A 25,869-nucleotide genomic window follows, 5' to 3' on the forward strand; every position below is an offset into this window, starting at 1 on the left:
TTGCTTCATTGATAGCAAGAGACGAGTCAATAATATTAACAATACTGTTAAGAAACTTCTAAAGGATAAAGGTCTTTTATGAGTAAACACCTGGTTATCGTAGAATCACCTGCTAAAGCCAAAACCATCCAAAAATATTTGGGTAATGACTATGATGTACTTGCCTCTTATGGCCATGTCAGAGATCTGCCCCCACGAAAAGGCTCTGTGAATCCTGACAATCATTTTAAAATGACCTATAGCCCTATTGAAAAAAATGTAAGGCATATTGAGTCAATCGCCAAAGCCTTAAAAAAATCGGATTCCCTGCTTCTCGCTACCGACCCTGATCGCGAAGGAGAAGCCATTTCCTGGCATGTGTTTGAATTAATGCAAGAGCGTAATCTGCTCACTAATAAAGCCGTTCATCGTATATTTTTTAATGAAATTACCAAATCGGCCATACAGGAAGCGATTAAAAATCCGCGCCAGATTTCAATGGATTTAGTCAATGCACAGCAAGCCAGACGAGCGCTGGACTATCTTGTAGGTTTCAATCTGTCGCCCCTTTTATGGAAAAAAATACGCCGTGGTCTTTCCGCGGGCCGTGTTCAAAGTCCCGCGCTCCGTTTAATCGTAGAAAGAGAAGAAGAAATTGAACGTTTTGTGGCCCAGGAATATTGGCGGATAATCGCCTCCTGCCAGCATGATGCCAGCCCCTTTTCTGCCCGATTGACTCACTATCAGAAGGATAAACTGCAGCAGTTCAGTATTACTGGCAGTGAGCAGGCCCATGAGGTCAGAGAGCGGTTATTACAGGCCGCCAATGGCGAGCTTAATGTCGACAATATTGAAAAGAAGCAGCGCAAACGTAATCCAGCAGCACCTTTTATTACCTCTACTCTACAGCAGGAGGCGGCTCGCAAGCTTGGCTTTACTGCGCGTAAAACAATGATGGTTGCCCAGCAGCTCTATGAAGGGATTGACATTGGCACCGGCACCGCCGGCTTGATAACTTATATGCGTACTGACTCGGTCAGTTTAGCCAATGAGGCGATTTTCGAGATCCGCGATTTCATTCAACAGCGCTATGGCGAGAAAAACTGCCCCAAAAGCCCGCGCATGTTCAAAACCAAATCGAAAAATGCTCAGGAAGCCCATGAGGCGATTCGTCCGACGACAATCAAGCAAACCCCGGACGCTATCCAGCAATATCTGACCCAGGATCAATACAAACTCTACAATCTTATCTGGAAACGAACCATTGCCTGCCAGATGGCAGAGGCATTAATTGACACCGTTGCCGTTGATTTAAGCTGCGGTGCGGGTAATCTTTTCCGCGCCAATGGCTCAACAATCACCTTTCCCGGTTTTCTTACTGTGTATGAAGAAGGGATTGATGATTCTACCGATGACGAAAATTCGGGCTTGCTGCCCGCTATGTCCGTGGGAGAAAAGGTAAAACTTATTGATATTGCAGCCAATCAGCATTTCACAGAACCCCCGCCACGCTATAGCGAGGCATCGCTGGTTAAGGCGCTGGAAGAATATGACATTGGCCGTCCCTCCACTTATGCGACCATTATTCATACCCTGCAACAGCGCGAATACGTGATAGTTGACAAGAAACGCTTTGTACCTACTGATGTGGGTCGAATTGTAAATCGCTTTCTGCTAAGTCATTTTACTCGTTATGTGGATTATAAGTTCACGGCCAAACTCGAAGATACTCTCGATGAAGTATCCCGCGGTGAAAAAGAATGGATCCCCGTACTGGAAGAATTCTGGCAGCCCTTTATAAGTCAGATTCATACTACGGATACCCAGGTTCAGAGAAAGGATGTCACTTCGGAAATACTGGATGAACAATGTCCTAAATGCAGCAAACCCCTATCAATACGTCTGGGAAAACGCGGGCGTTTTATCGGCTGCACTGGCTACCCGGAGTGCGACTACACGCAGGATTTGAATAATCCGGAAGGAGAGAAAGCAGAGCCTGAAGTCATTGAAGGCCGGCAATGTCCCGATTGCAAGGGAGCACTACATATTAAAACAGGCCGCTACGGCCGCTTCATCGGCTGCAGCAATTATCCTGACTGCAAACACATGGAGCCCATAGAAAAACCAGCGGATACCGGAGTAGAATGCCCCAAGTGTCATAGCCACAAAATTCTAAAACGCAAATCGCGCAAAGGGAAAATATTTTACTCTTGCGGCGGTTATCCAAAATGCGATTATGCCTTATGGAATGAACCTGTCGATACCCCCTGCCCGCAGTGCGCCTGGCCGCTGTTGACCGTTAAGGAAACCAAACGCTTTGGAAGGCAAATTATCTGCCCGAAAGAAGGCTGCGGTTATACAGCGAAGGATGAGGGCTAAGAAGCTCAAAGAAAGAAGCGCCCACTCTTTATGATTTACGGTGCCACTATCAGGATAGTCAAAGTGTCCGTGTAACTTCCCTGCTTTGCCAGCACCTGGTTTGCCCCCAGGAGTTGCAAACGCATCGTGGCATTATTGGGCAAAACAAGACAGGTCAATCCTCCAAGAAGTTGCGCTGGGAAGGTTGATGTGGAATTTTGCCCGGAACTCAGAGAAACAAAGCTGGGCGTACCCCCGGAAGAGCCTGCCCATGAAACCGAATAATCCAGTTTATAGGCACTGTTCAAGCTATTAGTCATCTGGAATGCAGTGGAGGCACTGCCACTGCTGGTAGCGCGAACACGATAGGTACTTGCCTCAACGACGGCAGTATAGCCGACGCAGATACTGCCATCTGTCAATGTTAAATCGGGAAAAGGGGCCGTGATGGTGCCAAAATTATAGCTTGCGTCCACTCCTGTCAGATCATAAGCGTTTGCACTCGAAACAAAGAAAACAGGCAAAAGACACAAATACACTAATCGGCCTATAAACATGACACATTCTCCAGGTAATAATACGCTTTATTTCCCTGAAAATTGGGTAAATCAATCTGACAATTTCCAAGCCCCTCTACTGATAGTGAACTGATATTTTGTGACAGCTCTAACTGAAAATAGCCCTCTTCATCGCTGAAAATGCCATTTTGCCCTGAGTGAATCCACCGATTCCTTAAAGGCTGGCTTTTATCTCTGTTAAGCAATCGGCCTATCACAATGATGCGCCGTTCCACTTGCCAGGTGTAATGGTCAATATTGCCAGGATATAAAGTCACATGGCGCATGGGTTCCTGAATTGCATAATCGGCACTGGAAAGATTAACCAGTGTAAAATTCTCATCAGTATAACCCGGCAAAGGCACAAATACTTTTTCGTTAACAGGAATTACGGCTACTTTCCGATTATAAGCATCAATCAACGCGAATTGGGCGGATTTATCATTCAGATTCGCAGAAGTAACCTGTGCGATAATGCCGGCTGAATTGCCGCGATCAGCCCCATTTAAAAATACGCCGTTTTCATTCGCAGCAATTTCGGTTTCAAGACTTCCACCATAGGCAATTGAACTGCCATCCTCCCGGGTTTGGTTATAATTAATGTACGAAGAAATAAACTCGTTTGCTGCGGTATAATTATAAATGCCGGCAAATGAGGAGGCAGTTCTTGAAACCGTATGCATTTCATTGAGAGAATATCCCAATCCTCTTTCATTCTGATGGGAGTATACGGTACTACCCTGTGCCACAACAGGCATCGCCAAGGGATTATTTTGATTATTATTTTGCTGGTTTTGCCAGGAAAGCGATTCCGTTCCAGCCAATCTACCCCGACTAAAATTCATACTCAAACCGAAATAGTAAGTATTACCTATATGAACAGCCTCGTTATAGGCGGTATTAAGAAAAAATCCCATGCCTTTATAAAAACCGATTTGCCTTTGATAATAAGCACCCGCCCCATAGGAACGAGGCTGCTCAAGAAGCTTGGTATAATTAGCCTGCATACCGATTAAATCCTTTTGTGTGAGCTGATAGCTTAATGAAGCCGAATTATTGTCCTCCAGATTATTAAGAAAATAATAATCTTCATTTTTATCCTGATAAAAAATCTTGGTCGCTATCACACTCAGATTCAATTGCTTTCTTTGCGTATTGATGAGGGTATACAATCCGTAATTACTTTTTGTAGTGAGTAGTCCAGCAGTTTTGACAAATGAATTGCCGATAAAAATTGCAGGGCCAAAATTAAAAAGACCCTGATGAGAATTTAATAAGACATCCCCCATAATCGCCAGCCTTTGATTTAAGCGACTGCTAAATCCTGCCTGGACTACCGGAACATTCAATACATCCGGTAAAAAGTTATAACCGTTATTATCAAGAGTCAGACCATTGGTTAAATAGCCCGCCGTCACATAATATTGTGGTGCCTGTGGAGGGGGCAGAGAAAATCCTTTGCTGAAAAAGCGCTGGGTCGTGTTATTCACACCCACTTTGATGGTTAATTCATATCCTCCGTCCGGAAAGCCATTAGTATTAATGGTTTGATAACCTGCCGCGAGATATTGAGAGTAAATCAGTTGATCGTTTTTAAATATACTGACCTGGGATGCCTGCGGTACAAAAATCACTAAAGGAGACACGGTGATGCTCTCCGAATTCCTCAACGTTTCGAGAGTTGTTTTAACCCCAACACCTGCAAGGATCTGCGTTTGAAAAAATGGGGAAGTCGGGTTTACGATATATCCTCCCGTGTATATTTTATCCCGGCTTATATTCTGTGCGTACAAGCTTTGTATCTGGAAATGCTGACCATTATCGATGCCATTATTCTGGGAAATATTGCCAATGAGGCTATTGTTTCCGTAGGCGAAAATATTATTAGAATAGAGATTGTAGTAATCAGGGGTTGATGGATAAATGCTTGAGCGAAAAACTGTCTTATCACTGCTAAAGGATCCTGCGGCTCCCAGTTTATTCATATAAGACCAGCTCGCAGTAGAATCCGGTAAAAAATCAATCGTATGAGCGAGATCGGGTCTTTGAAGATGGGATGATGACAGAAATAAATAAACTATTTCGTGCTGGGGATCATAGATGATATAAGCTTCATTTTTCTTTAATTGCTTACAATCTTCCGATAATTCTGCGACACCATTTGAACGACATTCAATGTTTAACTGAAACGAATTATTTAATAAATCGCTTAATTTTTTAGAGTTTCTAACAGCTTTCAGATGGGAAATCAGTTGTTCTGGTGATTGAAATTTTAATCGTCCTTTCCTGATATTTACATAAAAATAGCCCATATTTTCCTGAAGAAAATACACTGACACCCGCAAATGCTGAGTTACAGAAACCGCCTCAAATCCAGGTGGCGGACTCTCTGAATCAACAAATAAAGTTTTGGCTGAAGAAGATGAAAAATGACACAAAAAGATTAAAACAATTAATACATCGCTTAATTTTAGCTGCCAGCTATTTTTAATCCGTAGTAAACGATCCAAGCGATTTATCCATAAAAGAGGCCTGTAAATTAACCGGTGTTAATTGAACCAATTGCTTTTTAAGCGTTTGGCCAGCAAACAAAGTATAAGCTGGTAAAGGGATTTCCTTTTTTTTGCCCGCTGTTGTTTGCGCACAGGACGTAATTCTCACTGAGGTATTTCCAGTGTTTACAATTAATAATTCATTCGCATTTCGCTTGACAGAAATTGAAGGCAAAGGCTTATCGGGACGCAAGGTCACCCGTGCTCCGTAGCCAACAATTACCCGAATTCCAAGCACAGCTCCTTCAGGACTTTTTTGACTTACCAGATGAGTAGCAACTTTAGGAATAAAATCCACTTCATATACTTTTTCGGCCGGGATTTTGCTGGCCGTTTTAACCACCCGAACAAACTGGGTTTGGCCTGGTAATAATACAAGTTTTGCAGGGAAAACCATCAGGCCATCCTTTTCAGGATTTCTAACCCGTATTTTGGATGAATTAAGACGAGCCGGATTCGCCAGGTGATAGGGAATTACTTCGACATAAGCCTGATGTTTAGTATCGAGATTTCGCACTGCAATTTCAGCGTCTTTATCCTTGCTGGTCAGATCAACAACAATAGGCCCGACACTTATACCCGCATGGACATTAGGAAATAAACAACAGAGTATAAGCAGAAAAAATAAACGTGAAAATTCCATAGACTTGCTACAGCGTATTGAGTTAATTTAGATAGATTATCATTATAAAAACTGAATTCAATAGAAATATAAAAATTGAAATTAACCTAATGATTTTAATTGAATTATAAATTAATCGTTAACAGGAATTTTAATTGAATTGATTCTAATCAGGGAAAAACCATGTATTCACTTCATCGATTGATATTACTAGTTGTCCTGACTGGCAGTTTTAGTGCCTTTGCAGCCACCGATGGCACATTGGGAACCACTTCCACAGGGTCTGTTAATGTTACCATTACGATTCCTGCACTAGTCCAGATAAGCGGGCTAGCCGATATTGCGCTGGGAACCCCCGTTGCCTTTCCAGTGACCGGCAATACCACCGCCTGTATTTACAGCAATGTGGCATCGCCTCTTGGAAGCTACTTTGTCACTGCAACCAGTACCAATGCGAGCGGCGGCGCTTTTCGGGTAAACGATGGCGGCACAAACTTTATCACTTATTCAGCCTTTTGGAATAATACCTCTGCAGCCACCCAAACCACCCCACTGACTTCCGGAACCAAAACGGCCCAGCAAACGGGAGGAAACGCGGTTTCCTTAACCTGTGGCGGTACACCTAACGCAAATTTCAATGTCAGCTTCAGTGCCGCTCAGGTAGCCGGAGCCCCTGCTGGCGCTTATTCTGACACGGTAAGTCTTTTGATAACACCAACCTGATAAAATGAGGGCTATCAACATTGATTCCAAAAGCAGGCAAATCAGCTGTATCGCTATTCTGTGGCTGAAGTGTGCTTTTGCCTGCGCAGTTAATCCTTCCGCAACGTCAGTCACTGTGACAATTCCGGCATTGGTTCAGATTAGCAGTCTAAGCAATATCAATTTGTCTCCAGTCAATTTTAATAGTCCTGTCACCGGAAACACAACGGCCTGCATATATACCAACACGATAAGCCCTCTGGGAAGTTATTTTGTCACTGCAACCAGTGCCAATGCCGCATCTGGCGCATTTCGTGTGGTTAATGGCGGTCATTTTATCACCTACGACGCCTATTGGAATCCCGGGAGCGCGCCCTCGCAGACCATCACGCTGGTTTCTGGCGTTAAAACCGCCCAGCAAACCGGAGGCAGCAGTACCTCACTCACCTGCGGCGGCACTCCCAATGCCAATTTCAATATTCGGATCACCAGTTCCCAGGTGGCTAGCGCGCCGGCAGCTGCGTATACGGATACGGTTACTTTGTTGATTTCCCCTTCTTGACTCTCTCGCAATGCCACTCGACTTCCCTTCAAAACAGCTTGCTAATATATTGAATTATATATCAATTCACTCCACCTCTACCTGCCTTATCCGAGGCATCCAGGAAATCAATTGTGTGATAAGCCCCCTCGCCCGCGGAATAAATTTGAGCAAAATGCTTATGTTTTTCGCGGGAGAGGGTTGGGGAGAGGGTAAAAAACCGATTTCAGCTGGAATAAAATCTACATACATTACAAGAAAATTAATATAGATAGGAGGTATTCAAAGCCATTTCTACATTGATTCGCGTTATTCCCTCTCCCCAGCCCTCTCCCGCGCTTACCAACTGTATTTTAATCACTTTTCTTGCGCGGGCGAGGGGGCGTTCTTAATTTCAAGGAAAACTTAAGGCTAATTGAAAGAAGCCGAGGCACGTAGGGATAGGGATTATTTGAGCACCGCATAGCGGGCCAGTCTGTTATTTTCCAATTTTTTTCCCCGGAAGGGGCATAGATTGCTCAGAGTTAACGGGATTCAGGTCTCTGAAACCAGCTCTTTCAAAATATCCTATAATTACTATGAAGTTAAGAGTTAAGGAGAACTCGTATGTCGTTTATTGATTTATTGAATAGTAGTGAGCAGATTTTGCTTAGCGCTGAGAAAAAAGCGGACGCTGATAAAAAAGCAATGGAAAAAAGACCTGGCATTGATACCCCTGATCTGCCTCTGCCGTCCACACCAAAGGAACCCGAGATTAATATACCGCCTAAGGAGTCGGCTATTTAGTCGTTGTCGGGATCCATTTCCTCTTTGCATAAAGGTTTAAAGGCGTTGAGCGGCAAGGAACTGAAATAGCCTGTTTTCATACAAGCTAAGGTGAGCAGCATTTGCTGTTTAATAAACGGCGTTTTGCAGAAAAGGCCATGAAGCAAATCTCTTAATAGTCCCATGCCCGAATAGGAAGATTGAAACCAGGGCGTTATAAACCAGCTGGCGTTCTGATAATAGCGTAATTGTGCCTTTCTTCGCTGCGTATACATTGACAATGCCTGCGGCAAAGGAAACTGGCTCAGACAATCATAAAGAGTTCTGGCATCCAGCAAACTTAAATTAGCACCCTGCCCCAATTGCGGGCTCATGCCATGGGCAGCATCGCCAATAACCACCACCCGCCGATCATGCCAGGGATAGACTCTGACGTCAGCATAAGAAGCCAGCGCAAATTGCTGATGACTGTGCAGCTGCTCAAATAATGCTTGCACGGCCGGCCATATGGCGGTGACCTCTTCTTTCCACTGTTCAAAAGGCGTATCAAGCCATTGAGGAAAATATTGCTTTTTTATACTCCAGAAAAAACTGACCACCGTTTGCTGGCTTTCAAAGCCTATCGGTAAAACACCTGCCATGATTTCAGTACTTCGGTACACTTGCTCCAGGGTTTGATTAAACTGGCTATTGCAATCTCTGGCAATTGTCCATAAAGCCCCCCAGTCATAAGGTTTGACCTTAATCCCGACCTCCAGCTGTGGTCTTAGCATAGAGCGTGAACCATCGGCAATCACGACACAATCAAAGGGCCCATGCACACATCCCTTGTCGTCATACAATTCCACTGCATCGGCCGACTGTCTGAATGATACTATCTGACAGGGATTTATAATGCGAATTCCTGTTTGTTTTATTTTGGAAAACATTTCCTGGTAAAGGACCGCTCGGTGGATCCCTAATCCAAAATGATGCTTGACCAAATCGCGGTAATGTAAATCCAGCACCACTTTATTTCGGTGATTAACACCAGACAAACCCGCTATGGGGGCTCCCTTAAGAATTAGTGACTGGGCAATACCAAGCTGATTCAACACATCGAGACCTGCAGGTTGCAATAAAAACCCGGCGCCCAGAGGAACTAAATTTTCGACGCGGTCAAAAAGACTGACCTCAGCGTTTAATCGTTGTAAGAAAAGTGCGGCGGCGGGACCTGCAATCCCGCAGCCGATGACGGCTATTCGCAACATCGCAAAAACTTCTTAGTAAATTTTAATCTGCATAGGCGTATGACTGCCAATCCATGCGCGCTTCATAATTTCTGTATTAAAGGCACAATGAATTTCGCCTTTTGTATTTACTGCAATAACACCCATTTCTCTTCGAGCGATATTACGCTGATGAATCACATAATCACAAGCCTGTTCCAGCGACCACTGATTGAGCTCTATCAGCATGGCAATGGTATGCGCAACCACCTGGGTAATCAAGGCTTCACCTTCACCAGTACCGGAAACGGCACAGGATTTATTATCAGCAAAGCAACCAGCGCCAATCATACAACTATCGCCGACTCGTCCCGGTAAGCAATTCCCTGTTCCACCTGTAGACGTAGCCGCGGCCAGATTTCCCTGAGCATCCAGAGCCACTGCCCCGACAGTGCCTTTAATTTTCTTGGACAGAATATCTTTCGTACTCTCCCGTTTACAGGCTTCCAGATACTGCTGATATTGATATTCAGTGACAAAATAATCTTTCGGTTTTAGCTCAAGATTATTCAGTTCGGCAACAGCCAGGGCGCCATATCCGGAAAGAAACACATGATGCGTCTGGGTCATGATTTTTCTGGCCAGCGAAACTGGATTTTTAACCTGTTCAACCATAGAGACGGCGCCCGCATCCAGGATATGTCCGTCCATAATAGAGGCGTCCATTTCCACTGTGCCCTGATTATTAAGCACTGACCCTCTGCCTGCATTGAAAAGCGCATCGTCCTCTAATTGCCGGACGGAGGCTTCGACAGCATCCAGAGCAGAGCCGTCCTTTTGCAGCACCTCGTAGCCCTTATGTAAAGCGACTTTGAGACTCTCCTCATATTCAGGTAAATGATCTCTTAATAAAGTCGTTTCCTCACTGGCTCCACCGTGGATGGCCATTGCAATCCTATTCATCCTTGTTTCCTCTTTTAGGCGTTACTTTGGTTGGATTGTAAAGCTTACGTGTTTTAATCGAAAACCGACAGCCTTTAACCAGCAGATGAACTTTCAGATTTTCAACATAAACCGGTTCATTATCACGAACTCCGGTTATATTGGTCTGGCGTATGTGTTTGCCGTCAATAATAACGACCATTCCTGAGCCACGACACTCTGCTTCTGAACCATTTTTTATAATTAAGGCAGTATCTTCCCCCAACCCGACTCCCAGTTGATCGGGATTAATGATAATCGCATGGGCCAGACGCGCAAAGCGCCCGCGCTTGATGAAATGAGTATCAATAATGCAATTCTGGATAAAGCCCAAACCTGAAGAAGTTTTTAAATCCTGCTCAATCAGCGCCTCTGCCAATCCACCTTCTGTAATCATGATGGAAGACATCACCATAGCCCCGGCACTGGTTCCGGCTACAATAAAATGCCTGTCATCGATATAGCGCTGTCGGATAAAATCAATGAGATTGGTTCCACCGATGATGGTGGCCAGTCTGAATTGATCACCGCCGGTAAAAAAGACCGCATCAGCAGCCTCTACCCGGCTCAGGTAATGCTTGTCTCTTGCCTCCATTTTATCTTCAATATGAATAAATCCGGGCGCCTTATAGCCAATATCATGAAAAGCCTTTTGATAACGCTCTTTGACTTCTTCCTGAAAACGGCTTCCAGAAGTAATGATTTCGATTTTTTTATTTTTTGAGGCATTGAATAACTCCCGGAGAATTTCATAACGCTGTAACTCTCCGGTATCTCTCAAAGGAAATGGCGGTTCTTTATCGCCCACATCTTCCGCGCCGCCAATAATCAGCATTTTACCTTTAGCAAGCATGTACAGGCTCCTAGTTGGCTACGAGCGTCGATGTGTGAGCACTTGCCTGTAATTTTTTAATATGCGCAATTCCAGTCATCACATCCTCAGGAAAATAAAAAATAAAGGAGCCTGGGGTCGCTTTATGCAAAACATGCTGTAGTGCATCCATTTCATCTGATATTATTTTAATCTCTTTGGATTCAAAGTCTTTTGCCTCCTCTATTCCCTCCAGAAGCAAAGTCGTCAACTCCTCATTGCTGCGCCCTCTGCCGTCCTTATCATGACGAATAATAATTTCATCAAACATTCTGGCCGCATAGGTCCCAACTTTACGGATATCTGTAATTTTACGGTCGCCGGTTGCAGCGATAATACCAATTTTTCTGGTGGCCGGCTGTTGGCTGATATACCCCTCCAGATGCTCAAATGCAGCCGCATTATGACCATAATCAATGAGAATACGGTAATTCTCAAAAGCAAACAGATTCATTCGCCCCGGAAGGTTTTCAGAGTTGGGCTGAAATTCATGCAACCATGCAGCGATATTTTCAAGACTAAAGCCGGAAAGATATCCAGCAAGTACGGCGGGCAGAACATTTTGGATCATCCCTGAAGCCTTGCCGCCAAAGGTCAGCGGAATTTTGGACAAATGCGTGATGGTTACCTCTTTGTTGCCTTCTTTAAGCACTATTGCCCCATCTGACAAATAAATTGCCAAACCACCCTCCTGACAATGTGTTTTGATCCGATCATTGGCTGCCTGCATACTAAACAGCGCCACCGAAGCCTCCACGGCGTTCTTCATTTGATAAACCCGATCATCATCAGCATTTAAAATGGCGTATCCTGTTTTCATGGTACTGCGCGGCACCACTTCCTTCACGCGGGCGAGCTCATCTAGCGTATGAATTTCATCAAGACCCAGATGGTCTTCAGACACATTGGTTACAATACTGATACTGCTTTGATCAAAACCTAAGCCCTCACGTAAAATACCGCCTCTCGCACATTCGAGTACTGCATAGTCTACTAATGGATCACGAAGAACCACTCTGGCACTAAAAGGTCCGCTGCAATCGCCTCGATAGACTTCCTGCTCGTTAATATAAATTCCTTCAGTGGACGTCAACCCCACATGCCGGCCCGCTTTCCTGGCGAACCAGGCAACCAGTCTTGCAGTTGTAGTCTTGCCATTCGTTCCGGTTATCGCAACCAGCGGAATGCGGGATTCACTTCCTGACGGGAATAGCATATCAATCACCGGACGGGCTACATTACGCGCCTTTCCGCATTCGGGAGAAAGATGCATGCGAAAGCCTGGGCCTGCATTCACTTCAATAATGGCGCCATTATTTCCGTTCAGGGGTACACTAATATTTTCAGCCACTACATCAATACCGCATATATCCAGGTGCATAACCCGCGACACCCGTTCGGCTATAAATATGGTTTGCGGATGAACTATATTGGTCACATCTACCGCAGTGCCCCCTGTGCTCAGATTGGCGGTATGCTTTAGATATAATACTTTTCCGGCTGGCAAGATGGAGTCTAAGGTCAGGTTTTTTTCCTCAAGAATAGCCATTGTGCTGGCATCTACTTTGATAGTGGTCAGAAACTTTTCATGATGCTCACCACGGTTTGGATCCTGATTCACTGCATCGATGAGCTGTTGTATAGTGGCTGTACCGGTTCCTACAATCATAGCCGGTGTACGTTTGGCCACCGCAATGACTTTGTGATTAATCACCAGAAATCGGTAATCATGACCGCTGATGAACTGCTCCACAATAATCCGGTCAGAAATCTCAGCGGCCAGCTGAAATGCCGCCCGCGCCTTTTCCTGATTGCAGATGTTAGTCGTTATCCCTCGTCCATGATTGCCGTCAACGGGTTTGATGACACAGGGATAGCCCACTTTTTCCAGCGCCTGCCCCAGGGAGCTCAGATCCTCAATGATCATACCGCGCGGAACCGGGATATAGTCGTTCATCAATAATTGTTTGGTTCGCTCTTTATCCGCCGCATTATCCACACCTATATTGCTGGTCAGACCTGTGACTGTCGCGCAGATTAGTTTTTGCTGACAGCCATGCCCCAACATAATCAGCGACGAATCATTCAAACGCGCATAGGGAATATTTCGTTTAGCCGCTTCATCCACCAAAGATTGGGTACTGGGTCCGAACCCTTCATGCTGTTTGATTTGTTTTAGCTGCTCTAAATGATGGTCGACCAGGGTATAGGGGCGCTGATGAGCCAGAGTGCTTATCAGGTCGACTGCAGCTTTGGCTGCATAAAGCCCTGCAGACTCAATCTCATAGGAGAATACCACATGATAAACGCCCTTTTCATTAGCTGAACGTGTTCTGCCATAGCCGCACTCCATTCCCGCCAGCCACTGGAGCTCGAGGGCGACATGCTCAATCACATGGCCAAGCCAAGTTCCATCATCGAGACGCTTAAAGAAACCGCCTTCACTGGTTTCAGAGCAGAAATGATTATACAAAGAGGGGAGTAATTGTTTTAAACTATCATTGAATCCAGGAATTGCGCTACTTGGAAACTCTTCAAACTCCTTAAGATCAAGCTTCATGACAATCAATTTCTGTCTGGTATTTGACCAGTAATTAGGCCCACGCAAAACTCTGAGATTTAAAATATCCATTTTTTAGTTTTTCCCTGTTAAATGCAATCCACTGTCATAAACTAAGGTCAATTTTAACTGAAGTTGCGAATGTTCCTTGTAGTCACATCTTCCAGAACGGGGTACAGATTACAAATGAAGACTTCCAGGCAGAAATAACACATTATTACATCATAACCTATTGATCAATAACCAAATGTAGATATAGGCGGTTATACGTAATATTTTTCCAGAGACGAGGCAAAACTACTGTCCGCAAAATTGGGCCAGTTATCCTTGTCAAATCCCGGAGCGTTTTTCAGACGCTCTTTCTCAATCTGCAAAACAAAACAGTCATCTTCTTTATTGTAGTTGAATAAATGCCAGGGAATGGCAAAAAATTTATTACCAAACCCCATGAAACCACCAAAGTCCAAAACCAGATAGTTCACTCGTCCTGAAATCTTATCAAGAACCACCTCGTTAATATCGCCCAGATATTCTCCGGCATTATTTTTGACCTTGACTCCGCTGACTTCACTGGCTTTGACTACATGCCGCTTCCCCATGGAGTTCTCCTGCAGAAATCAGTCCTAATTTAATGATAGAACAGATTAGCTGCAAGCGCCTTTACAAATCTTGTCAGCCGGTTAAAAGCTCCTGTTTGCTGATATGGCAATGACCCGGCCATTCTGAAAAAGCACTTCGTAGAGAAACTCATTAGGAGACTGCTGATAGGTCCAGACTTCATACACATCAGAAGCAACACCGTAGGGAATATCGAAATTATTCACCAGAAGGGAAGAGTCCTGGTAAATATCCTTTGCTAATGGAGGGCCGCATTTGCGCTCTACAATATATTTGCTGTCACCTTCAAATACCAATGACTGCTTACAGCGCATTGCAAAACTCAAATCGGAGAGGCACAAAGCAATAAACAAACCAGCTAGCAATCGGTGAATGTTCATGTTGTATTTTTACAGAAACTATATGCTAGATATAGCACATGCGCTTTCTCTATTGCAGTTCCCGATAAATTTTTTGCATGGGCTTAAGATTGCATTTAATGACGTTCATCGCATCAAGACTAGGTTTGAACTGTTCAGGCGCATTCATTTTCCAGATATGCAATAACCATAATAGCCAACTATGGAAGCATAAATACCATAACAGTTCATCCTCCTGAGGAAGCCTGGAGATAGACTGGTAGCCCTTTAGCGTCATGGAAAAATTAGTTTCACAGAAAATTCCCTCTGGTATAGCGGCACAGTTGATTGCCAGGCCAATTAACTCAACGAAGGGATGAATAAGACCGGCACTTTCCCAATCAATGATTGCAACGAGCTCTTTACCTGACCAAAGCAGATTCCCCATATGCAAATCACGGTGACTGGCAACCCAATCCTGTTTTTTGTAATCGGAATTGCTTTCAATTAGATGAATTAAATCCATTATCCAGGATTGCAGTTTAAACTCGGACGGCCAGCAGAGTGCGGGCCAATACTGAAAGGCTAAATCGGGTTTCAGGCTGGAATGAATCCTCGCTAACACCTGCCCAGACACAAATGCCTGCTCAGGCTCAGGTTTCTGGATGGTTTTGCCCTGATGATAGGGATAAAGCAAGTGAATAGTATGCTCTTCTCTGAAAATTTGACTGGGGGAAACGGCCTGATAATTATTGAAATGCTGAGCCAGATTTGAATTCAACTGGTATTTCAGCGCTTCGCCATTCGATATCGATTGATAATCGGTAGTTCCCAGCCAGTTTTCCTGGGCAAACCGCTTATAAATCCATTCACTCCCATCGATGAAGCGAAGATAGAAAAGCTGATGACCCGGATCCTTTTTGAGAACCCGTTCAGTGAGAATTCTATCCCCGAAATAATTTCTAACCCATTGATTCACTGCCATTAAGTTAAGCTCAATTGTATATTAAACTGTCGTCTCCGCATAAGACATAAGTATAAAGCAGTAACACCCAAAACGTAGATAGATTATCAGGAAACGATCATCTACAAGCCAAACGTGGCTCATTTTACAAACTGTCGAATGGCAATGGCAGCCCTAACAACATCCCGCTCGATGTGCAGGCTTTAATCGCTGCAGGCCTATTTCAACACGGTTTTGGTGAAGGCCCATTCCTGTGCAATTGCGGCAGCTCCTTAATCTCCAACGGCTAACCCTGAGAAATGGTCACAAAATTTAACCATCTTAAGAGCCTACGTACACCGTACCCCTTAGAGCCTACGTACCCCGCTTTATGCGGGGTATCCAGGTAATGCGTCTTATTGACAAAAGCATTTTAAAACTCACTACCATTTTTTATGGATACCCCGCATAAAGCGGGGTACGTGGGCTCTTATAGGATGTTCAAATTTTGTAACCATCTCTCAGGAACAACCCGCAAGGCGTAGGGGTGATGGTAGATAGATATGCCGCTCAGGCGGGAGCCAGCTATATGCCCATTGAGGAATGGATTCCTGCATTCGCGCCAATGACAAATTCCTTAACTTAATGGCAGTGACCCACTGGTTATGGCTCATGCATTAATTGTTCAATGTAGCGTCTGCAGGTCAAAGGTTTATCTAAAAAGTTAATTGAATAACGCGTTCCTCCGGTTCCTGTAATCATCAAAGAACCATAGCGAAATAAACTGCCAATAATGGATTGGCGAATATCGATACTCTCAATTTTACCCAAGGGAATATCAATAGTATTGCGGACCATGATGCCAGCACGCAAGATGACCTGCTTTCTTCGTATAGTTAAGGAAGAAAAATGGTAATTGACCCAGGTTACCGCAGCCCAGGCTAAAGCAAAGATTAAGAAAACCAAAGCGACAATTTTAATCTGTTCGATATAAATCCCTAACAGCATGGCCAAACAGGCCATCACAAACGGGCCTAAAAAAATTATCCAGTGGAGTCTGGCCACATATACCACATTACTGTCGCTATCGATCATTTTTGTATCCCGGATAAAGAGTGAAAATATAATAGTGCAGATAGGATTAATTTGCTATGCTCCTGTTCGTCGTCATCCCAAATTGAGATCCTCAGACAATGCGGCGTATCAATCATTGCATGAACAAACAACTGCAATCCATCTGTCAAAAGGCAGTAGAAATTGACAAGCTTAATTTACTGGTAAAACAATTTTTACCGACTCATTTAAGTGAACACTGCCGTGTCAGCAGTTTTAGCAAGGGAACGTTGACGGTACAAATCGATGATCCCGCCTGGGCAACCGAATTACGTTATAGCTTGCCTGAGCTGCGCGATGCCTTAAGAAAAGAAGGCCTGTATCAGCTGATATCGGTTAAACTGGCACTGGCAAATGAAAACTACACCCTGCCCTCCTCCAACAAAAAAAAGCGTCAATATCTTTCAGCCACTACTTGTTCTTCCTTACACGCATTAAGCGAGGTGTGCAGCTTCGAGCCTTTGCGAAACGCCTTGAGGGATCTGGCAAACAACCATAAACATCCGACCGATACTTGAAGATTCGTTGATAAATTCGATTTAAAAATGCAAAATTTATTGTATTCGATGTCATTTTGTGCAAAAATTAGACCAACAACTAATATTCTAATTGTTATTTAGCGAACTCTTTTATATGGTTTTTTAAGCTATGCCTAAAATTTTCACAGCTACCGGAGATGGTGCTTGTCTTTTCAATGCCTTAGCGATTGGTCTGGCTATACAGATACTAAGCGGCCGCCTTGACCATTATGCAAATGAAGAAAACTATCAGGCATTACTTGATGAGTTTGCCAGACAACATCCTCAGTTTTTACCCAAATCCTGGGATACACTAAAGTTATGGCTTAATTATTATAACAGTCCTCGCGATATTGAGCTGCTTCTCGCCCCGGTACTATTCAAATTCAATAAACAGTTTTTACCTGATCCACAGGACGTATTACTGAATGAGTTGACCAGTTTAATGTGGCACAAAAAAGCGGATATCCTAGCCAAGCGCCAATGGTTTGAAATCACCATGCGAGCCCCGCAAACGGTCAGCTTTCCCGCACTGGATATGCTAAGAAAAGAGACCAAAACCCAAATTCTGGAAAACTTGCGAGCACTCTTGACAGGGTTCAAAGGAAGAGAATTAAAAGATTACAAAGCAAAAATACAAGCTGACAAAGAACTGCTTGAACTGGTGACAGAGGAATATAGCCGTACCGATGAATTTCAACGCGGCTACAGCTGTGGGGATATTAAAGGACTAAGCCAGGCCCTGCATCTGCAAATTCATGAAAACAAGATACCTAATCTCAGAAATACAAAACCAGGTATTTATTTAATACATAAAGACGCACATTGGGATGTCTCCTGCACAGAGGATGATGGTGATCTGATATACTTGGATGACGCCAAGCTTAAGTTCAGTTCATTGGAAGCTTACAACAATACCCAGGAGGTATCAGCGCCTCCTGCCGATGCCAGCGAGCAGCTCCCACAAATTATTATTCGCAATAAATCAGTCAATAATCCTGGCCTGGGAAATTGCGCATTTTATGCATTGGCCACCGGACTTATCCATATAATTCAGGAGGAAAGCTCAGGTAACAACAGGGAATTATTTGACCACTGGCTAGCATTGCAGGAACAATTCCAGCTGCAAGTCAGCATCGATACACTTTATCCCAGGATTTGCGATTTTCATATTGAAGAGTCGAAACGGACCAGAGAAGACAGAGAATTACTTGATAACCTGCAAAAAGCACTCCGGGAATTACTTTTCAAGAGCCAACTGGAAGAACTGAAACAGGTCTGCTCCAATCCGGGTGATGACTACACCCTGCTTCGCTCAAATTCCCAATTCAGCGATTTTGCCGCTGTTTATCATGAGGATGTCAATCGAATCCGAAATTATAATGAATTTGCCAACTCAGCAATCATATTAAGAGAAATCAGAGCATTAAAAGCGAAGCACGATCGATTACTCCGCGAATTAAAAGAGGGTGACGACACAGCAGAAGAACTTCCATTTGAACAAATTAACCTCGATTTGCAGTCTCTATTCCTGCGTTTACTCTATGGAGACGACGTATCACTCCCCATGAAGGATATCCCTTTTTCTGAGGATTCACCCATTATCCTGGGCATGAAAAAAATTACACAGAACTATACTTGGGGATCTCATAGCCATTTGGATAGTTTAGCGCGTACCCTTGGTGTTAATTTGCATTATTTAGTCAATGGCCAGGCAACGCAGCCTTTTAAAGATATTCCCAATCAGCACTGCATTACGATTGATAATCAAAATAATCTGCATTGGGTTACCCGTATCCCAATTGCCTGCGATCGATTAAAAAAACAACCGTCTCCCACACCCGATGGGCTGAATAATCCTGATACGGATTCCAGCTTTGATGGGCCATTTTTTGATCTCAGCTATCCTGAGAAATCACCAGTGAGCGAATCAAGCCACCCATTACCCGACTTAACAGACCTTCCTGAGCTTACTGATCACGATAGCCTTCTCCGTGAGCTGATGATAAAAGCCGAGCGAAGTGTTGCTGAATATCAGTTTCACTACAAGCGGCAATGGTTTTCCTTATTTCACCGACATGGCGGCACCGGCCAACGCAATGCATTCAATTTTGTACAAACATTAAAGACCAAGGAAAGTTATGAGGATGCTCTGGCGTTTATTATCGATCACCTCGAGAAAAAGACAATAGAGAATGGCAATACTCATCCTCACTCATTCAGGACCATCCTGTTGAAGAATATGCTGGATGACCAATCACTCATCCCGCTAAAGCTGATCTCCAGTGGCTTTACCTACTTTCTGAAGCAGTACAAAGAACGAGTAGTCAGTGAAGAAAAGCCCGTCAATGAGACAGGCGGCAGTCAGGATGCTCCTGAAAAGGATTATGATCTGACAGAGTGGACACTGGAAGGACCATAAAATCTCTTACATCGAGATTCAGCATTTTATTTACATGAAGATGTCAAAGCTTCACTGCAACCAGGTCAGCCAGGCTCCCCATGATGTTCTATTATCCAGGGTTGTTGAGCCAGAGCATTCCTCTCCATCAACTCTGGCGCAATAGACCTCGCTTTGCATCGGGTTCCATACCTGCTTGTTATACAAGTCAGTATATTTTAATATGAATTATCATTTTACGCATTTATTCAGGAACCTCTATGCGTCAGTGCACAGGGAAAGTATTTATTGCTGCTTTTTTCTTACAACTACCCCCCTCACTTGTCTTTGCAGCCTGCACACCCGGCCCTGTGGTAGTTTGCAGTGGTGCGACAGTAACCAAAGTTGGGAATGGACCGGCGAGTGATGATTGGCAGGTTACGGTCGATGCGAATGCCTCAATAACGACAGGTAATGAGCCCGCTATTTCATTGGGGGACCGGGCAATCATTATTATTGGTGAAAACGCGGTAATATCCAATTTTGGCATTAATAACGGTGGCGGCTATGGCGCCGGGGCAAATACCATAGAGTTTAATAATCAATCCAGTTTGACCATTGGAGTGGGGGCTCGGGTTGAGGCCAATGGGCCGCAGGCATTTTCCGAAGCAGTAAATTTTATTGGGGATGGCAATGTTTTAACAAATTACGGCACTATTCAGGGAGGAAATAGTACGGCAATTTACTTTCAAAATGTGAATACCGGACTGGGCCAAAACATTATTAATAACTTTGGAACAATTACCGCTGGAACAACCAATGAAGTAATCGGCCAGTTTGGCACCGAGGGCATTATTTTTACACAGCAAACAGGAGCCCTGCTAAACGGCAATTTAACCTTCGGTGATGGCGATGATACTCTTAACATATATACTGGCTCGGTCATCACTGGCACAGTGGATGGCGGCGGCGGAGCCAATACACTAACACTTAATGGTTTAGGAACCGATACTCTATCAGGCGAGTTTACCAATTTTGGAACTTTAATTAAGCAGGATATCGGCACCTGGACGCTTTCCGGTTCTTTAGGCAATTATGATAATGCTCATGTGGCCAATCTGTTAACAGCGTCTGTTATTGCTGGAAAACTAATCTTAACAGGTAATAATGCGAATTATCTTGGCACGATGACGGTGGGTCCGCTTGGCATTTTATCAGGGAGTGCCAGCAGCCTGATGCCGTTTATTACTGACAATGGATTAGTCGAGTTTAATCAGTTGATAAACGAAATTTATTCCGGAATCATTACTGGCAGCGGCGGTGTGCAAAAAATTGGACCAGGCACCCTCACACTTAACAACATTCATTCTTATCAGGGTAGCACCTTCATTACCCAAGGCGCATTAGTTGTGGGTGATGCAAGTAATCCGACCGCGGCCCTGACCGGAGCAGGTCCTGTTCAGGTTAATCCCAATACCATACTGACTGGATATGGTTTGATAAATGGCGTTGTTACTAACCAGGGGATCCTGGGTGCGGGCAATTCCTTAGGCAATCTGGCGGGTAATGCCGTCGGCACCCTGACTTTAGGATCTGATTTAATCAATGCCGGCCTGATTAATCTTGCTGGACAGTTCGCTATAGGTAACGTTTTACAGGTGAATGGTAATTATAGTACCGGCATGCTTCCAGGCGCTTTGACCCTTGCTACGTTTTTAAATGCCGGAGGACCTTTAGCTAACCAGGTAACAGACAGACTTTTGATTACAGGGAGTGCTGCAGACAGTACCAGGGTTACAGTTATTCCATACCTGGCAGCACCTTTCACGAGTCCTTTACCTTCGGCATCCACGGGTATTTCATTAATTCAGGTGGCGGGTAGTTCGGCCCAAACCACTTTTCAACTGCTTAATAATGAATTGATTATTCCAAGCTCGCCCTATCGATTTCAGCTGAATGCTTATGGACCTGGCTCAATTTATGGTCCTGCTGATCCGGAGCAAAATCTGGTGGGTAATCCTGGCAGTTATTGGGATTACCGCTTACAAAGTGTCTACATGACGCCATCAGGTCCCGTACTCCCGAATCAGCCTGTAGTGGATTCCCGTTTTGCTGTTGCCCCCCAGGTTCCAGCTTATATCTCAGCCCCACAAGCACTGTTTGCTACAGAGTTTGAGGATATCAGTGAACTTCATCGACGATTAGGGGAAATTCGGAATACGATTGATGAAAACCCAAAGACTCATCCAGAGGTTTTTGTGCGAGGATTTGGTGACCATTTGGATTATTCCACCAGTCGTAGTTTTGCTCAATATGGATACAACTTTTCCAGTCGTTATTCAGCGGTTCAATTTGGTACAAATCTGGTTAAAGTGAAAGATAGTAGAGGAACATTGCGTATTGGTGTAGCAGGCATACTGGGGGATTTGAATTACAAACCTGTAGCTATCGATGGGTCAACTAACAATTCAACTCATACCGAAACCCTGTCAGGTCTACTCACCTGGCAGGCACAGTCAGGCTGGTACTGGGATTTTATTTTTGGCGGCGGGCGCTTTAATGAGCATATTGATTCTCTTTCTCAGACCTGGCTGGCCAGGTTAAAAGGGAATAACGTCGATGTTTCATTAGAGACAGGTTATCCCATATGGCTTAATTGGCATCAACTTGTTCTTGAACCGGAACTGCAAATAGTTTATCAGCAGCTACAATTTCATTCGCAATCAGATATAAACCAGATTGGTATCCATTGGCAGCACCCCAGGCAAGGTATTTTTCGGGGTGGTTTGCGTTTATTACGGACTGAAGATACCACAAACCATTTTATTACCACCTATCTTGAAGGTAATTTATTGCAGGGGTTAGGGGGCGGGCGTATTATCCGAATAAGCAATATTGGTTTTGATACTGGAAAATTTGGCACCATGTTACAGCTCCGGGGCGGCCTAAGTGGTCACTTAACTCCCCGCCTCAGTATTTATGGGGATATAGCTAACCAGCAGGATATGGCAAGCTACGGTTTTCATGGTTGGAGTTATAATGGAGGATTAAGATATATGTTATAAGCCCTGCTCACCCAAACAGTTCTGCTGCAGCCTTAATAGATCCAATCAGAATTTAACATCAAACTAAAAAACTTACTATAGTAAATTGGAGATGTTCTGGATTTCATCTGAAAGGATCTATTATGGACAACAATATAAACAGCAACCCACTCAATTACATTCATGGATATAATCAAAAAGAAACCCAGCGTTTATACCAGCAAGCCAAACTGATTTACCATTTTGCACATCAGGATCTGCCATTTCAGAAAAAAGAGCGATTGCTGGAAATAGGCTCAGGCGTTGGCGCTCAAACGGCACTTCTCCTGAAGGATTTTCCCAATCTCCATGTAACAGGAATTGATCGTGAGCCGGGGCAAGTTGAGCAGGCGAGACACTATTTGTCCACCCTCCCCTGGACCAAATGGCCTGATGGTACTCCACGATATGAATTTCTGGTAATGGACGCTACCAACCTTAAACTGGAAAAGAACAAGTATGATTGCGCGTATTTCTGCTATGTCCTGGAGCATATGCAGCAACCGGATCTGGTCTTATCCTGTGTACGGGAAGTACTTCAACCGGGCTCACCCATTTCCTGCTATGAAGAGCTCAACGAAACAGCGTACATTTACCCTCCATTGCCTAACGTCAGCACTTATTGGAAAGCCATGAATGAATTACAGCATGAAATGGGCTGTGATGGCGATATTGGCGTGCGCCTCGGTAACCTGTTATTGGATGCAGGATTTCAGAATATTCAAACCCAGGTTCATACCTTCCATCATGACAATCGAAATTTCAGTAAAAAAACGGAGTTTTTTTATTATTTTCGTGATATTTTGCTGACCTGTTCTCAAACCTTGCTTGAGACAAGACGAATTTCCTGGGAAACACATGATTTAATGCTGGAGGAAATTAACGAAGCGGCACAAAATCCCGAAAGCGCGATTGTGTTTTTTAATATGCAGGCGCTTGGATCAGCTTAATCAGTTAGAGAATGACTGGATTCAACAGGCGTAGGTCGGGCGCTTCGCCCGACATTCGATTTTCACAGAGGAAATGTCGGGCGAAAGCGCCCGACCTACGTTTGCTTGTTAGCGGAATCAGGCTTCTACAGGCATAAAACCTGGCATGGCAGGCATGTAATTTTCGGCGTCAAAATAAGTATATTCCCAGGCATCCTGACGAAGCATCAGCTCTCTAAGCAGACGATTATTGAGTTCATGCCCAGATTTGTAACCTTCGAATGCACCGATTAATCCACAGCCCAGAAGGTACAAATCACCGATGGCATCGAGCACTTTATGGGTGACAAACTCACTGTCGAAACGAAGACCATCTTCATTCAGAACACGGTATTCATCAACAACAATCGCATTATCCAGGCTTCCACCTTTGGCTAAATCATTTTCACGTAATTTTTCATAATCAGAAAGAAAACCGAAAGTTCTGGCCCGGCAAACTTCTTTCACATAGGAAGTGTTTGAGAAATCAAAAGTCGCTGTTTGCGGCTTGTCATTAAAAACGGGATGGTCAAAATCAATGGTAAATGACACTTTATAGCCGTTGTAAGGAAGAAATTGCACATACTTGCCATTATCTTCTACACGAATTGGCTTGAGAATGCGAATAAAGCGTTTAGCGGCGCTTTGCTCACGAATTCCGGCCGATTGAATCAGAAAAACAAAAGGCGCGGCGCTGCCATCCATAATCGGCAGTTCGGGCGCATTAATATCGACATAGGCATTGTCTATGCCTAAACCAGCCAGCGCAGAAAGCAGATGCTCTACTGTAGCAACTTTTACCCCTTGATGCAGTAATGACGTGCATAACATGGTATCGCCAACATAATCATAAACTGCAGGGATTTCGACTACGGGATTTAAATCGATACGTCTAAATACGATGCCAGTATTGATTGGAGCGGGACGCAAGGTTAAAAGTACTTTATCACCAGAATGCAAACCAACACCTGTCGCTTGAATCACCTTTTTAGGAGTTCTTTGTTTAATCATTCAGCGATCACCTTATTCAGATATCCCATTTTTTCACACAATAATTCCCCCAATCATATCAACTATCGGTTGATTAGTCTAATTTTTTATTTATTTTATCGATACTTGCTTACAATATAGCCATCCTCAACACGAATTCGCTGGATAAGTCAATTTACCAGCCTTGGCAAATTGTACTGCTCATCGGCATCTGTGTATTGGCCAGCATCCGTTAGATTTTTTATGGCCCGATATAAGACAGTTTCTGCAGATCGAGGAGGATGGCATATATCATATGCCCCTGCAGCACTCATCAGCAGAAAATAAGGAATTAGAATGAGCCATTCATTTTGCGTACCAATCAAAGTTTTCATAAGAAGACTTCGGGTGAATTGGCAATTCTGCTCGAAATTATAGAAGATATTATGAAAAAACATAAACAATTTAAGCCATATCAATCCACTAGTGCCGATATATGTGAATTGCTCTTCAAGAAAACGATTTCTTTCCTTAAAAGCAGAGGCTAGCTTTGTAAAATCCGTCGCTTGATTTTCGATGGTGTCATGCATTAGCAAATCGATGATTTTAACCAAAGTATCAATATGATGCTCAGCATGCCAAGGCCTTTTTTCAATACGCTTACTTATTTCCGAAAGTAATGCATGGACCTCATTGCGCTTGTCTGAACTCGCGGTTTTCGCCCAGAACAGCAATCGGTTGGAGGCCAGCTGAAATCTGAATGGAATACTTTTGAGCGGCTCGGAATCTGTTGGTTGCAACAACTCAGTTTTATACTTTTTGGTCTGGTAAAAAAGGCCCAGAGGGGTCAACACCGGTCCCGGCAAGGGGATAGAGCTGGAGAAACACATCGATTGCATACTGCTGAGAGGCACATCAATCCCTGCAAGTTGCAGCGCAAAATGCGCGCCATGTGCGCAATTATGATTTAAGAATTGGTAATAAACAGATTGGCCATATTCCGATTCCGCAAACCGGCTGCAGAAGCTCTCAAAGGAGACCTTACTAACAAAGGAAACATAGCAATCATTATCGAAATTATCTGGAAAAGAAGTCATTCCTACGATATTGGCTCTTGTTGAGTTATGCCATAGCTTGACCGCTTTAAAATTTAACCAGGGCTTTTCCTCGGGTTCGCATAACACATAAATTTGCGCGCAGGATCCATTATTTATTACGTTTAACTTAATTTGCATCTGACAAA

Annotated in this window: 21 protein-coding genes; 8 read left to right on the forward strand and 13 right to left on the reverse strand. The window is 44.0% G+C overall.

The window, feature by feature from the left end:
• Positions 1-78 precede the first annotated feature (78 nt).
• Entirely contained in the window at positions 79-2,358 is a 2,280-nt protein-coding gene (gene topA / locus DYH61_RS12905; RefSeq protein WP_058506270.1) for a type I DNA topoisomerase, read from the forward strand.
• A gap of 35 nt (positions 2,359-2,393) precedes the next feature.
• Here the strand turns inward: topA and DYH61_RS12910 are convergent, their stop codons facing one another.
• The 3 genes from DYH61_RS12910 to DYH61_RS12920 are packed head-to-tail and all read right to left on the reverse strand — an operon-like array spanning position 2,394 to position 6,089.
• Positions 2,394-2,894, reverse strand: coding sequence for a hypothetical protein (locus DYH61_RS12910; RefSeq protein ID WP_058506271.1), 501 nt, complete (start codon positions 2,892-2,894; stop codon positions 2,394-2,396).
• Positions 2,885-5,404, reverse strand: coding sequence for a TcfC E-set like domain-containing protein (locus tag DYH61_RS12915; RefSeq protein WP_058506272.1), 2,520 nt, complete (start codon positions 5,402-5,404; stop codon positions 2,885-2,887). The genes DYH61_RS12910 and DYH61_RS12915 overlap by 10 nt, the downstream gene beginning before the upstream one ends.
• Entirely contained in the window at positions 5,382-6,089 is a 708-nt protein-coding gene (locus DYH61_RS12920) for a fimbrial biogenesis chaperone (RefSeq protein ID WP_058506273.1), read from the reverse strand. The genes DYH61_RS12915 and DYH61_RS12920 overlap by 23 nt, the downstream gene beginning before the upstream one ends.
• Positions 6,090-6,251: 162 nt before the next feature.
• Between DYH61_RS12920 and DYH61_RS12925 the strand changes: the two genes are divergently transcribed.
• From DYH61_RS12925 to DYH61_RS12935, 3 genes are all read left to right on the forward strand, one after another.
• Positions 6,252-6,791, forward strand: coding sequence for a hypothetical protein (locus tag DYH61_RS12925; RefSeq protein ID WP_058506274.1), 540 nt, complete (start codon positions 6,252-6,254; stop codon positions 6,789-6,791).
• Positions 6,792-6,795: 4 nt separating this feature from the next.
• On the forward strand, positions 6,796-7,332 hold the full coding sequence (locus DYH61_RS12930; RefSeq protein ID WP_058506275.1) for a hypothetical protein: 537 nt from the start codon (positions 6,796-6,798) through the stop codon (positions 7,330-7,332).
• Positions 7,333-7,917: 585 nt separating this feature from the next.
• Positions 7,918-8,097 carry a hypothetical protein gene (locus DYH61_RS12935; protein ID WP_058506276.1) on the forward strand — a complete coding sequence of 60 codons (180 nt, stop codon included), beginning with the start codon at positions 7,918-7,920 and terminating at the stop codon, positions 8,095-8,097.
• Here DYH61_RS12935 and DYH61_RS12940 read toward each other — a convergent pair.
• From DYH61_RS12940 to DYH61_RS12975, 8 genes are all read right to left on the reverse strand, one after another.
• Entirely contained in the window at positions 8,094-9,326 is a 1,233-nt protein-coding gene (locus DYH61_RS12940) for an FAD-dependent oxidoreductase (RefSeq protein ID WP_058506277.1), read from the reverse strand. The two genes, DYH61_RS12935 and DYH61_RS12940, sit on opposite strands and share 4 nt — an antisense overlap.
• A 12-nt stretch (positions 9,327-9,338) precedes the next feature.
• Entirely contained in the window at positions 9,339-10,247 is a 909-nt protein-coding gene (locus tag DYH61_RS12945; protein WP_058506278.1) for an isoaspartyl peptidase/L-asparaginase family protein, read from the reverse strand.
• Positions 10,240-11,118, reverse strand: coding sequence for a cyanophycinase (locus DYH61_RS12950; protein ID WP_058506279.1), 879 nt, complete (start codon positions 11,116-11,118; stop codon positions 10,240-10,242). The genes DYH61_RS12945 and DYH61_RS12950 overlap by 8 nt, the downstream gene beginning before the upstream one ends.
• Before the next feature lie 10 nt (positions 11,119-11,128).
• Entirely contained in the window at positions 11,129-13,768 is a 2,640-nt protein-coding gene (gene cphA / locus DYH61_RS12955) for a cyanophycin synthetase (RefSeq protein WP_058506280.1), read from the reverse strand.
• A 191-nt stretch (positions 13,769-13,959) separates the two neighbouring features.
• Positions 13,960-14,295, reverse strand: coding sequence for a PRC-barrel domain-containing protein (locus DYH61_RS12960; protein WP_058506281.1), 336 nt, complete (start codon positions 14,293-14,295; stop codon positions 13,960-13,962).
• Between the two features lie 81 nt (positions 14,296-14,376).
• The gene (locus DYH61_RS12965; RefSeq protein ID WP_083499137.1) at positions 14,377-14,694 is read right to left on the reverse strand and encodes a DUF2845 domain-containing protein; all 318 of its coding nucleotides are present in this window, start codon (positions 14,692-14,694) and stop codon (positions 14,377-14,379) included.
• A 49-nt stretch (positions 14,695-14,743) separates the two neighbouring features.
• Positions 14,744-15,637, reverse strand: a complete 894-nt coding sequence (locus DYH61_RS12970) for a phosphotransferase enzyme family protein (protein WP_058506283.1) — start codon at positions 15,635-15,637, stop codon at positions 14,744-14,746.
• A gap of 621 nt (positions 15,638-16,258) precedes the next feature.
• Positions 16,259-16,690 (reverse strand): PH domain-containing protein, encoded by a 432-nt coding sequence (locus DYH61_RS12975; RefSeq protein ID WP_058506284.1) that lies wholly within the window; start codon positions 16,688-16,690, stop codon positions 16,259-16,261.
• A gap of 98 nt (positions 16,691-16,788) precedes the next feature.
• Between DYH61_RS12975 and DYH61_RS12980 the strand changes: the two genes are divergently transcribed.
• From DYH61_RS12980 to DYH61_RS12995, 4 genes are all read left to right on the forward strand, one after another.
• Positions 16,789-17,226: a DciA family protein gene (locus tag DYH61_RS12980; protein ID WP_065236103.1), complete on the forward strand. Its 438-nt coding sequence runs from the start codon at positions 16,789-16,791 to the stop codon at positions 17,224-17,226.
• A gap of 130 nt (positions 17,227-17,356) precedes the next feature.
• The gene (locus DYH61_RS12985; RefSeq protein ID WP_058506286.1) at positions 17,357-19,648 is read left to right on the forward strand and encodes a hypothetical protein; all 2,292 of its coding nucleotides are present in this window, start codon (positions 17,357-17,359) and stop codon (positions 19,646-19,648) included.
• Between the two features lie 239 nt (positions 19,649-19,887).
• Positions 19,888-22,671 (forward strand): autotransporter-associated beta strand repeat-containing protein, encoded by a 2,784-nt coding sequence (locus tag DYH61_RS12990; protein WP_058506287.1) that lies wholly within the window; start codon positions 19,888-19,890, stop codon positions 22,669-22,671.
• A 122-nt stretch (positions 22,672-22,793) separates the two neighbouring features.
• Positions 22,794-23,639, forward strand: a complete 846-nt coding sequence (locus tag DYH61_RS12995) for a class I SAM-dependent methyltransferase (protein ID WP_058506288.1) — start codon at positions 22,794-22,796, stop codon at positions 23,637-23,639.
• Positions 23,640-23,756: 117 nt separating this feature from the next.
• Here the strand turns inward: DYH61_RS12995 and lpxC are convergent, their stop codons facing one another.
• Both lpxC and DYH61_RS13005 read right to left on the reverse strand, forming a co-directional pair.
• A complete protein-coding gene (gene lpxC / locus DYH61_RS13000; RefSeq protein WP_058506289.1) occupies positions 23,757-24,668 on the reverse strand; it encodes a UDP-3-O-acyl-N-acetylglucosamine deacetylase in 912 nt (303 codons plus the stop codon).
• Positions 24,669-24,817: 149 nt separating this feature from the next.
• A complete protein-coding gene (locus DYH61_RS13005; RefSeq protein WP_133129126.1) occupies positions 24,818-25,861 on the reverse strand; it encodes a hypothetical protein in 1,044 nt (347 codons plus the stop codon).
• Positions 25,862-25,869 lie beyond the last annotated feature (8 nt).

Origin of the sequence: Legionella quinlivanii, from assembly GCF_900461555.1 — a bacterium.
In the GTDB taxonomy this organism is placed as follows: domain Bacteria; phylum Pseudomonadota; class Gammaproteobacteria; order Legionellales; family Legionellaceae; genus Legionella_C; species Legionella_C quinlivanii.